This is a genomic window from Streptococcus mobilis, from assembly GCF_059727625.1.
In genome coordinates this window covers 182,463-194,234 of record NZ_AP041823.1, presented here as the reverse complement: position 1 = coordinate 194,234, position 11,772 = coordinate 182,463, and the positions used below count along the sequence as shown (strand labels likewise).

The following is an 11,772-nucleotide window of genomic DNA, read 5'->3' as shown; positions in this document are numbered from 1 at the left end:
CTATTCTCCTTTTATTTCAATTTTGGAAACCATTGCTGATCCAAGAATCCTGAGAAGATCAGGAAGGACAGCATCACTGTATTAAAGGTGATAAAGATCCCCAAAGCCTTGGTCCAACGATTGTCCGGTATCGGATCCAATCCTTTTGCTTTTCTTTCTTTATTAATAGATTTTTTCTTTCGAATCCAGGCATCATTGATAACCATTCCAAGCCCATGGAAGAGCCCATAAGCGATATAGTACCAGGTCACTCCATGCCAGAAGCCCATGACCAACATATTAATAATGTAGGCAACATTTGAGGTCGTGATCCGGCTCTTGAACACTTTATTGCGCATCAATACCATCACGAGACGCATAAAGACAAAATCACGGAACCAGAAAGATAAACTCATATGCCAGCGGTTCCAGAATTCCTTTAAATCACGTGATTTAAAAGGACGGTCAAAGTTGATGGGACTTTTAATCCCCATCAAATTGGAGGCCGCTAAAGCAAACATCGAATACCCTGCGAAGTCAAAGAAGAGGTCAAAGCCATAAACATACATGACTCCCAGTGTTCCGATGTTGAAGAATCCACCTTGAGACAAGGCATAGGTCTGCACATGACCTAACAATAAGTGGCCAAAAATATGAGCTAAGATAAATTTATAAAGGAAGCCATACATAATGTACTTAACAGCTTGCTCCAACATATCCAATAATTCTTCGCGCTCAGGAATGGCTTTATAATCCTCATTAAAACGCTTGAAACGATCAATCGGCCCACTTGAGAAGGTCGGCATAAAGAGCATAAAACGTAAGAATTCCCAGAGCGTGAATTCTTTCAAGACACCATCTCGCATTTCGATGATCATTCCGACAGCCCGGAAGGTCAAATAAGAAATCCCTAAAAATCCAAACAAGGATTGGTGTCCATTCTTGATCGCTGGCTCTACCTTAACAAAGATCAAGGGCAAGACAGACAAGAAGGAATGAAGATAGAAAATCCACTTATTGTCCGCTTTCTGACGATAAAATTTGTAGGAATACACAATCAAGATTTGCCAGACTACGTAAAAGAGTAAGGCATAAATTTGCTTGAGATTCGAACCTGTCAGCATCAAAATGATAAAGATCAGACTCACAAGTCCTTCATATACCGGAAACCGCTTTTTGAAAAAGAGACCCACAAAGATCGGCAAAAAAGCTAGAATGAGGTAGATAAAATAGATCGGTGTTCCATAGTGTTCTAAATGAGGGAGCTGTTTCAAAAACTCGATCATCGGTTGTTAACCTCGCTAATCAACCCTTTGATGTCGATTTTCCCGTTTGGTGTTAATGGCAGGCTGTCACGATAGAGGAATTTTGAAGGCATCATATAAGACATCATAATGTTTTCTAAATCTTCCTTAATGGCTTTCGTGATATCAATCTCGCGCTCAAATTGTTCTTTGACACCCTCTTTTAAGATGACATAGGCTAAGAGATTTTGAACCTTGTGATCTTTATTATAACGCGGTACCGCAACTGCTGAATCAATATATTTCGATTTGTTCAAGTTTTGAGAGACATCCTCTAGCTCGATACGGTAACCGTTAAACTTGATTTGGAAGTCCATCCGTCCACCATAGAGAAGGAGGCCCTCATCCGTCATGGTTCCGACATCTCCTGTATGGTAGGCTGGAAGACCTTCAAATTCGAAGAAGGCTTCTGCTGTTTTCTCTGGATTATTCATATAACCTTTTGAAACGGCTGGACCAGATACGATAATTTCCCCTTGCTCACCATTTGGCAATTTGTTTCCTGCCTCATCAATAATGAAGGTTGGAGAATCTTCTTTTGTATAACCGATTGGCAGACGTTTCAAGGTAGCTAACATCTCATCTGTTACGGCTACAGCTGAAAGAGCTACAGTTGCTTCAGTTGGGCCATAAGCATTGATGATGCGCGCATTTGGGAAACGCTCGCGCAATTTCTGAGCGGTTTTCACAGTCAACTCTTCCCCATCAAAGTAGAAATGGGTGATCCCTGGCATCTTTTCAGCATTGAAATCTTCAGATAACATGGCCATATCTGCAAAAGATGGTGTCGAAGTCCAGATAGCAATTGGAAGAGAAAAGATCGTCGCAAAGAGTTGTTTGAAATCTTGAGTAATGGCTGATGGAAGGGCAAAAAGCGTTCCTCCAAGAGCTAAGGTCGGTGCCCAATACATGACAGACAAGTCAAAAGAATACGGTGGTTGCGCCAACATTTGCGGACGCTCTGGCGTTGCAAATTCCTTGTCCGTAATCATCCAGTTGGTAAAGCTGAGTAAGTTATCGTGCGAAATTTGCACCCCTTTTGGTTTCCCAGTTGTCCCTGAAGTAAAGATGATGTAGTAGTTATCATTCCCTTTGACTGGATGTTGCAAGTCGTACGCATTCTGAGCTGCATAAGCTTCACGCACTTGCTCCAAGGACATGATTGGAGCAGCTGGGTTTTCCAAAGGAAATTCATTGATAGCAATAATCAAGCTTGGCTCTGCCACTTCAAGAATGGCAGACACGCGCTCCAAGGCAGAATGGCTATCAATTGGGATATAAGCATGGCCAGATTTGGTCAAAGCCACAAAGGTTGCTAACATTTCATATTCTTGTCCACCAAAGACAACAACAGGTGACTTTTCAGGAAGTCCCATTTGATCAATGTGAGCAGCCAAGCTATCTGAATCAGCCTTCAATTGCCCATAGGTATGCTCCTCACCAAGGACATTGTAGACCGGATAGTCTGGTTGTAGTTGCGCATAACGTTCAATTGTCTCGATCATATCGTGAATAGGTTGGTTTGACACGGGTAGGAGTCTCCTTTTCTAAAATTCGTTGTAGATAAAGCCACCCTGACCTTGACCAAGGTAACTAAAGAAATAAAGTAGGGCTAGGAAAATGGCGAAATACAAGACCGTCTGCCCGATAAATTTATAAAGTGTTTGATGTTTCATAAGTTTCACTCTTCATTTTGATTATTACTCTCTATTTTACCATTTTTTATACCAAGTAAGCAATTTTAAACATAGTGAGAATGCCCTGGAAAACGTTATCATTTCAGACATTTATCCCTTCTAACCAAAGAATTTCTCTTCTTTACATTTTCTGATGGGAATTCTTTTTATTTTATGTTGCTCTGATGAATTAACTCCAGACACTTGTCCAGATCCACATCTCTTTCAAAATGGTCAGGACTCCAGGGAACCTCTATATCCGGTTCAACACCTTGATCCGTCATTCCTTTTCCTTGATCCAGGCTTAGACAGCGAGAGGTAGGAAACATCAATCGATAATCACCATAGTCAACGGTACAACAATTGGAATAGTCTAAAATTCCGAGAGTTGGTCTACCTACCACCGTTACCTTCTTAAATTGCTTCATCATCTGGACAAAATTATCTCCAGAAGAAGCGCAGTAGGTGTCTGATAAGACAAAGATCCGCTCGGGATAGCGGCTTCCTCTAACCTCTGGGAAGAATTCCTCGCTTTCTTGCTGATACGGTACATAGCCTTTCCCCCGATGGCGGAGCAATTCCTCTTTCATCTCTTCAAGCAGTTTAATGGTTTCAGGACTAATTTCTTCCTGTTGCATCCAGTCCTCAAAGTCTTTCAAGCGCAGATCAACATTGCGCTCCGTATAGAGAATTTCCATGCCATCATCATCCCAGTCAAGCGAATCATAACCCTGATCCTTCTCTAAGCCTAGATGTAATAGAGGGAAGTATAAAGAATCTGTCCCTCCGCCGTTCTGTCGAACATCAACGAGAAGGAACTTGACCTTCGTCATCATCGGTAAGCACTCTTGATGTACCTGGCTAATAGCTCCCTCATCCATAAAGTTATCCAGACGAAGGTAAAGGATCTCATCGTCTAATCGTTTCCAAAAGATCTGATCTTTGATCGGCTCTCGACTGGGCGCTACTTCAATGGTCTTTTCTACCCCTTTCCGGAGAAGAGTGACCCTTCTTGACTGAGAGACCAAATCTGCCCATTCTCGGTAATGTCTTTCGGGGGTCTTACTGATAAAATAGTCCTTATGAAGAGACGCTACCTGCTCCAAATCACTTCCATCCAGACTTAGGATCTGGTCCCCTGCTTGGAGACCCGTATCTGCATTCGCCTTTTCAACATAAAGTTGATGGTCCGTTACGCGTAAGAGAAAGCCTTTCTGCCCAGCTTTTTTATTCTGAAAGGAGATATGGCCAATAATCCCAAAACTGGCTAGGTAGGACCTGACTTGATATAGAAAGGCATCATCCGTCATATCATCTGTCATTTTTTCTCGAAAGCGATCGGGGTCGCATCCTTTTCGATCCTTGATGGTAGATGAATCATGGCTCATAATCGAGATGACATCTTCAAAAATAGCAGTCTTTTTCATAAAGGATTCCTTCAATTTTTTAGAAATAGTATACCACTTTTTCTTAAAAAGTTCTTAAAATCCTAAAAAACTATCCTAAAGTAGGATAGTAGTTATAAATTCTTTCTTTTCTTGGCTTTCTTTGTCAGAGCAACATCACAATTTTCAATCTTGTTAATCAATAGATTAGCAAGGGCAAAATCATCGATGTTCGATTTCATATTCACCTCATAGTTCAAGGTCAGTTGTTCTCCAGCTTGGGCCGTTGTTACAGAAATAAAGTCAACTTCTGAACAACTTTGGTCTAACAACTGACTGATTTGTTCTGCAACAGCATCTTGTTTTGAGACTGTAATGGTCAAATGACGGCGCCGTTGATGATCTGCCTTACTCTGTTTGTTCTCCAATACAAGCCAAACCCCTAGTAAAGAGAGGGTTGATAAAATGGCCAATAAAAGATAGCCCGATCCTGCTGCTAGTCCTATAATCATGGCTAGAAAAATCGCAATCAACTCTCTCGAACCACTCGTAGCTGACCGGAAACGAATCAAACTAAAGGTCCCTGCCACTGCAATCGAGGTTCCCAAACTTCCATTGACCAAAAAGATCACTAAGGTCATCATACAAGGAAGCAAGGTCAAACTAATGACAAACTCTCGAGTGTACAGTGTCCGGTATTTATAGGTCCAAGATAGGGCCATTCCTAGAAAGAGGCTGATCAAAAGGGCCAGCAGTAAGCGCAAGGGATCCACCGTTGCTGTGGCATTATTAAAAATAGAATCAAATAGATTAGACATAGGCAGCACCTACCGTTTCTTCCACTGGTCTTGGGGCATAATCCAATCCTTGTGATTTATGATAAGCACAGCTATATTTTGAAAATTTCTGCTTGACCAAACCATACTTCTCTATAATATCCTTTAACCATTGAGGTTCTTGTCCGGGAGCCTTAATTTCCATGATCACGAAGTCATCCTCTAACAAAGGTTCTCCTTTCTTCCCATGAAAAAGACTAACAGCTTGATCACGAAAGACTAAGTTTTGATCGATTGTCACGCGAATTTTCTGATAAGGATAGCCCTGAATGGATTTCTTTTCTTTGAGAGACAAGCGATCATAGTAAATGAACATCCGTGGTTCCAATCGATGACCATAGCGTTTACACAATCTCTGAATCTCTTGCACTAAGTCTGGATCTTGTATCTGCTGATCTACTGTCCCATCTGTCATCAAGTTAATAATGGCTTGTGAAGTAGCGACTAGACGGAATTTATGGCCAATTCCTTCTTCATCTTTTGACTTCACCTCTAGAAATACCGGACTGTCTGCTTGAGGTGTTTCTATATAAGTCCGCATCCGAATTTTTTCACGGCGGTGTTGTTTCGCAAGAGCATCTTGAATGACCTCAAAATTTTCCGTATCAAAATAAATGTTTGAAATAGTTGAAGTTGGGTAATCATCTTCTACGACGTATTCTTTTAAGTCTTTGATCAAGTCTTTTACGTCATCTTTTGCGACGATATATTTTGTTTCGATTCGTTTAAAACTTGTCTCAATTGTTTTTTTCATGTTTCTACTCCTTTAAGGGGGGATATTGCTTCTAATCTTCAGTAAGTATGGATACGACTTACGTGTTTTCTAGTTTAATGGGACTTTCTTAACTGGTCATTAAGCCAAACTTAAAGAAAACTAAAGTTAAGATTCCTTTCAGAAAAACTTTAGGAAACTTTCAGCTAGCAACTTTAGACTAGGAGCATATCAATGGAACGAGAGGAAAAGCTCATGAAATCAAACAAATGGAAATTTTTATTAACGGGGGCCGCAACCCTCACCCTACTAACAGCGTGTAGCCAAGCATCATCTCAATCAGCTACAAAAAGCAATACTGCACAAACAACCGCTACTTCTACTTCAAAAAATAAAACAAACAATTCCAACTATTTTACAGATAAGGACAAGGACACCTCTTATGATGAAAGCAAAGCCTCTACTGTAAAACTGTCTGGATCTTCTGCAAGTGTATCAGGTGACGGCGTAGCTGTATCTGGATCAACTGTGACCATCTCAAAGGCTGGAACCTATGTCATCTCTGGTGAATCCGATGGGCTTCAAATCAAGGTCGAAGCAGGTGACTCAGATGATGTTCACATCGTCTTGAAAGGCGTTACCATGACCAACACCAACGCACCAATCTCTGCTACAAAAGCAGGACATGTCTACCTCACTTTAGCAGATGGCACGACCAATACCTTGTCTGATTCAAGTTCAAACAATGATGAAGATGCTGATGCAGTCATCTTCTCTAAAGGAGACCTTACCATCAATGGTTCAGGTACACTCAACATTAATGCCAAGAAGAACAATGGGATCAAGGCAAATGATACCCTCCACATCACAGGTGGAACCTATAAGATCACGGCTGTAGGAGATGCCTTCAATGTCAATGACGAACTCAATATCACTGGCACGACCATGACCATCGATGCAGATGAAGATGCAGTCAAGGTGGATAATGATGAAGATACTTCGGTCGGAACCATGTACCTTTCAGATAACAAAATGACCATCACAGCAGGAGACGATGGCATCCATGCTTCTGGTGATCTGATCATCGATAGCGGAACCTATAAGGTAACCGAGTCTGTCGAAGGTCTCGAAGGAAAATCGATCACCATTAACGGTGGAGATATCACCATCTATGCAACCGATGATGGTGTCAATGCAGCCAATGCCAATGCCAACCAAGATGAAATTTTCTTCACTATGAATGGTGGAACCCTCAACGTTGAAGTTGGCCAAGGCGATACCGATCCAATTGATTCGAATGGAAATATCACCGTTACCGGAGGAACCATTAAATTAACAGGTCAATCTGGATTCGACTTTGATGGTACCGCTACCTACACCGGTGGAGATATCTATATCAATGGTGAAAAACAAACAGAAATTGTCAATTCCATGCCTGGAGGCGGTGGTGCTCCCGGCGGTGGCGGACCTCAAGGTGGTGGACCTGGAGGCGGACATCCATAACAACAAATAAAGGCAGGATTTCTTCCTGACCTTTTTTTGTTACTCTTTTTATGATAGAATAGAGAATCAATCAACTTGTTGAAAGGAATATGATGAAAAAACAGACACTACCTCTTTTCTTCACACTCTTGCTGTCTCTTCTTTTTCTATCAGCCTGTGTGCCGGACCTTAAGATCAATTTTAAACAAGAGCCTACTACTACCAGCTCAAAAAAGAAAACCACTAAAAAAAGTAGCTCGAGTCGTTCAACTAGCTCAACTAGCACAGGTAATTCCTCTAGCTCTCCCTCAACTACTACGGAGACCACTTCTGACATCATCACAACCGAAGGGCTCCCTAGAAATGCCCAAGAAGCACCCAAGGATAAAATTTATGCAACAGGGAACTTAAAAGTAGCCTACTCTAGAAATGACGACAATATTTTTGTACAAACGCCGGATTATGAAGGGTATACCACTGCTCTTGTCCAAAAAATCCTTGGAAATCCAGAGAAACAAATAACAGACCCTGCTTATATTAGCGAATCTTTTCAAAATATTGAACTAGAAAATATTAAAAATCTCTACCGTAAGGGGAAAATTACAGAAGAACAAGCTCATGCCTTTTTATTGGGGGCAGTTGATCTGAAACAAGCTTCTAAATTCGGAGTAGATTACACCATTTACACCTATAAAAACAAGACCATCCAACTGGTCTTTGAAAACGACCAACTTCTCTATATTACGCCAAATCCTGATGTTGTCTTCTTTAAATAATGAATATTCTCGCTTAAACAAGCGAGAATTTTTGTTTCACATGAAACAAAAAACTCTCAACTCCAAATGAGTTGAGAGTTCTTGACGATTAGTCCTCTTCATATTTTTTTGGATTGTAAAACCACATCCCTAGTCCCGCAAATAGAGCAATGGTCATCAAAAGAAAGACCACTTGATTTCCAATTTCTCCTGTCATCGAAATCGTTTGACGAAGACCAGAGACGGTATAGCTCATTGGCAAGAATGGATGAATGGCTTGGAAAAATCCATTTGTCAAAGCAAGAGGATAAGTTCCTGCACTAGAAGCCAATTGCAAGAGCAAGAGGATCAACGAGAGGAAAGCACCGACCTTTCTTTGCCACGTTGTTAAAGCGGTCACGATAGACATGAAGGCCACACTACCGATCACACAAAGGAAGAGGGTAGCCATCTCATGATTGGCAGATAAACCAATCAAGTGAACAGCACCATAGACCAAGATTCCTGCAACCACCGCAATGGTTCCATTGACCTCAAAGCGAGATTTAAACCATGCCCAACGACTTTCAGGATGACGACCGGATGGCAATTTTGCAAAGATCATATTGGTTGACAAGGCACAAACAAAGAGTGCTACAGAGATCATATAAGGAGCCATTCCGACCCCATTTACAGGGACATTATCTTGATCTGTTTTAGAAGTCGTAACAGGATTGGCTAAGGTTTTTGCGTTTTCTTTTTCAGTTGTAGCAGCATTCAATTGTCCCTTAGCATCGTTTAATCCTTGACTCAAGGTTTGGCTTCCTGTTGCTAATTCACCTAAACCGTTTGTCAATGTTTGGCCACCCGTTGCTAATTTGCTGGATCCTTCTGAGATTTGATTTGCTCCGTCAGCTAGTTTATCAGCCCCCGTCACCAATTGACCTGATTTCTCTGTCAACTGGTTGACACCTGTGACAAGTTTATTGACACCACCTGCCAACTCTGGAGTTTTGCTGTTCAATTGCCCTACACCATCAGCTAATTTTTCAGCTCCAGCAACCAATTCACCAGACTTACCTGTTAATTGTGTTGCTCCTGAAGCCAGTTGATTCATACCTGATGTCAAAGCAGGCATCTTACCATTTAACTCACCTAGTCCAGAAGTTAATTGATTACTTCCTGCAAGCAATTCCGATGATTTACTATCTAGTTGGCCAACACCTGCTGCTAACTGACTAGCACCATCCGTTAAAGTGCTACTATTGGTCTGAAGTTGGCTTGCCCCACTAGCGATTTTATCAACACCAGCTGTATAAGCGCCGATTCCTTGACTGATGGTTTGACTAGCTGGTAACAATTGTCCACTAACTGCGGATTGGATTTTAGACAAGCCACTTGACAAGTCTGTCAAGGTTGAAGAAGCTGTCGGTAAAACTTGATTGGCTGCAGTTTGCAGTTGTGTCAAGTTATTTCCTGTATTCAAATTACTTTGGATCGTTTGAATCGTAGTCAAGATTCCTTGAGCCGCCGTTTCACTCGAGCTTGGGCTCGATGAGATTGCCGCACTGATTTCCGCTTGTTGATCAGCTGTCATTGCTTGATAGGCTGCTGTCCCTTGTACACTTGCAAGGGCATTTGCACGATCTGCTTGGGCTGAAGTAAGGATCGCTTGGGCTGAATTCACAATACTCGTCAAGCCAGATGAAAGTTGACTGGTATCTACCGAAGCATTTTGAATCGCTGCATTTAATTGGTTCAAACCAGCTGCCAATTGATCAATCTGAGCTGATTGGCTTGTAGAAGCTTGCAGCTGGCTTGATAATGTTTGAATACCTGATTCTAATTGAGAAACTCCATTTCGAAGAGTAGTGGATTGACTACTTAATTGACCCGCTCCCTCTGATAATGTAGCGACTCCATTTGTATAGGTCACTAAACCATTTGAAAAGTTAGATAGACCCGAATTCAATTGACGCACGCCATTGGTATAATTCCCAAGACCGTCATTGAGTGTCCCCATACCGCTGGTTAATCGACCAACTCCTGAGGCCAACTGAGGGGTTTGACTCGCCATTTGATTGAGACCATTTCCTAATTGATCCACTCCGGTAGCGTAAGCCATCAAACCTGTATTAAAAGTACCAAACCCATTATTTAATTGATTGACTCCAGATACCAAGTTTGGAAGTTGACCAGCCATTTGATTAAGACCATTTCCTAATTGACCAACACCATTTGTATAGGCTGCTAGACCCGTACGAAGGGTGGTTGCACCATCTGAAAATGTTAAACTGGAACTAGCTAAGGTATTCAAATTAGTGGTCAGTGTTTGCCCACCGTTTTCCAACTTTGTTGCACCATCTGCCAATTTAGCACTTCCATCTGCCGCTGTCCCCATACCAGATTTAAGCGATCCCATTTTGGAAAATAAAGCTGTTGTATAAGTGTTGGTCACTTTTTCAGCCACTGTCTGCTGCATTTTTGTCATCGCAGAGTCGCTCATTTTTCCTGCGATAAAACTATGACCACTGGACGTTTGGTAATCAATAGTCATCTGTTCCGGATGATTGGTTAAGATGGAGCTAGCTTTTTTTGAAAGATCCTCAGGTAGGGTTACAATCATATAATAATCCCCATTTTTGAGACCATCTTTCGCAGCTTTCTCATCTACAAAATGAAAATCAAGTGAATCATTGTCCTTCAAATTGGACACCATGTCTTTTCCGATTTCCATTTTTTGTCCATTATATGTAGCAGATTGATCCTTATTGACAACCGCTACAGGAAGAGCCGAAACCTGACCATATGGATCCCACATGGAAGATAGAAAAATAATATTATAAAGAGCTGGAATTAACGCAACTCCAATCATGACAATGATAAATGTCGGCTTTTTAAGAATAGCCTTCCATTCTTTCATCATATTTTTTGTCTCCTTTTTATACACAATGTCTAAATTTCTGATATAATAGATTATACAGTTTCTAGAAAATTTCACAAGTAGGAATTTTATTTTTTGGACACTGTGTATAATTTTGTGCAAAAAGGATTAACAGATGACTGAGAGCAATAAACGATTAAAAACAAAACGAAATATTGAGGAAGCGATGGTTCGACTACTCGAAAAGGAATCATTCGACCAAATCACAACGGTTGAGTTGGCGCAAGAATCCGGTATTAGTCGCTCTAGTTTTTATACCCATTATCGAGACAAGTACGACATGATCGAGCGCTACCAACAAGCACTCTTTCACAAACTTGAATACATCTTTGACAAACACCAAGACGACAAGCGTCAAGCGATTACAGAGGTGTTTGAATTTCTAACCAAGGAGCCCCTCTTTGCAGTTCTTTTGACAGAGAATGGAACCAAGGAGATTCAAACCTTCTTACGTCATAAATTGCAGATTCTATTGGTTGATAGTTTACAAGAGCGCTATAGTCATAAATCATTAACAGATATTGAAAGAGTATACAGCTCTGTCTATTTGACCAATGCCTTCTTCGGCGTCTGTCAAATGTGGGTCTCTCGTGGAAAAAAAGAAAGCCCTCAACAAATGGCTGAATTTTTGATGAAAATGTTACGGTAACAGTGCCTCCTGATCTAGATAGATCAGGATTTTTTTATTAGCAGTTTAGGTTTTAAGAAAATAAAAAGGGT

Annotated in this window: 10 protein-coding genes; 3 read left to right on the top strand and 7 right to left on the bottom strand. The window is 41.1% G+C overall.

Annotated elements, in window-relative coordinates; all coding sequences use genetic code 11:
- Positions 1–11: 11 nt before the first annotated feature.
- The 6 genes from dltB to AC6IZR_RS01065 all read right to left on the bottom strand — a co-directional run bounded on the left by dltB (position 12) and on the right by AC6IZR_RS01065 (position 5,934).
- Positions 12–1,265, bottom strand: coding sequence for a D-alanyl-lipoteichoic acid biosynthesis protein DltB (dltB, locus tag AC6IZR_RS01090; RefSeq protein ID WP_223345503.1), 1,254 nt, complete (start codon positions 1,263–1,265; stop codon positions 12–14).
- A complete protein-coding gene (dltA, locus tag AC6IZR_RS01085; RefSeq protein ID WP_485786274.1) occupies positions 1,262–2,812 on the bottom strand; it encodes a D-alanine--poly(phosphoribitol) ligase subunit DltA in 1,551 nt (516 codons plus the stop codon). The genes dltB and dltA overlap by 4 nt, the downstream gene beginning before the upstream one ends.
- An 18-nt stretch (positions 2,813–2,830) precedes the next feature.
- Positions 2,831–2,959 carry a teichoic acid D-Ala incorporation-associated protein DltX gene (locus AC6IZR_RS01080; protein ID WP_251457995.1) on the bottom strand — a complete coding sequence of 43 codons (129 nt, stop codon included), beginning with the start codon at positions 2,957–2,959 and terminating at the stop codon, positions 2,831–2,833.
- 167 nt (positions 2,960–3,126) lie between these two features.
- Complete coding sequence (locus tag AC6IZR_RS01075; protein ID WP_497848608.1) at positions 3,127–4,386, bottom strand: S41 family peptidase; 1,260 nt, start codon at positions 4,384–4,386, stop codon at positions 3,127–3,129.
- 92 nt (positions 4,387–4,478) lie between these two features.
- Positions 4,479–5,162, bottom strand: a complete 684-nt coding sequence (locus tag AC6IZR_RS01070; protein WP_340281114.1) for a DUF4956 domain-containing protein — start codon at positions 5,160–5,162, stop codon at positions 4,479–4,481.
- Entirely contained in the window at positions 5,155–5,934 is a 780-nt protein-coding gene (locus AC6IZR_RS01065) for a polyphosphate polymerase domain-containing protein (RefSeq protein ID WP_371496323.1), read from the bottom strand. Before AC6IZR_RS01065 ends, AC6IZR_RS01070 begins: the two co-directional genes overlap by 8 nt.
- Positions 5,935–6,147: 213 nt before the next feature.
- Here AC6IZR_RS01065 and AC6IZR_RS01060 point away from each other — a divergent pair, with 213 nt between their 5' ends.
- Both AC6IZR_RS01060 and AC6IZR_RS01055 read left to right on the top strand, forming a co-directional pair.
- Entirely contained in the window at positions 6,148–7,395 is a 1,248-nt protein-coding gene (locus tag AC6IZR_RS01060; RefSeq protein ID WP_497848927.1) for a carbohydrate-binding domain-containing protein, read from the top strand.
- An 89-nt stretch (positions 7,396–7,484) separates the two neighbouring features.
- Positions 7,485–8,150: a DUF4947 domain-containing protein gene (locus AC6IZR_RS01055; RefSeq protein ID WP_497848607.1), complete on the top strand. Its 666-nt coding sequence runs from the start codon at positions 7,485–7,487 to the stop codon at positions 8,148–8,150.
- Between the two features lie 88 nt (positions 8,151–8,238).
- Here AC6IZR_RS01055 and AC6IZR_RS01050 read toward each other — a convergent pair whose 3' ends face one another.
- Positions 8,239–11,034, bottom strand: coding sequence for a YhgE/Pip family protein (locus AC6IZR_RS01050; protein ID WP_497848606.1), 2,796 nt, complete (start codon positions 11,032–11,034; stop codon positions 8,239–8,241).
- 133 nt (positions 11,035–11,167) lie between these two features.
- On the opposite strand from AC6IZR_RS01050, the gene AC6IZR_RS01045 reads away from it, so the two are divergent.
- Positions 11,168–11,701, top strand: coding sequence for a TetR/AcrR family transcriptional regulator (locus AC6IZR_RS01045; protein WP_003001962.1), 534 nt, complete (start codon positions 11,168–11,170; stop codon positions 11,699–11,701).
- Positions 11,702–11,772 lie beyond the last annotated feature (71 nt).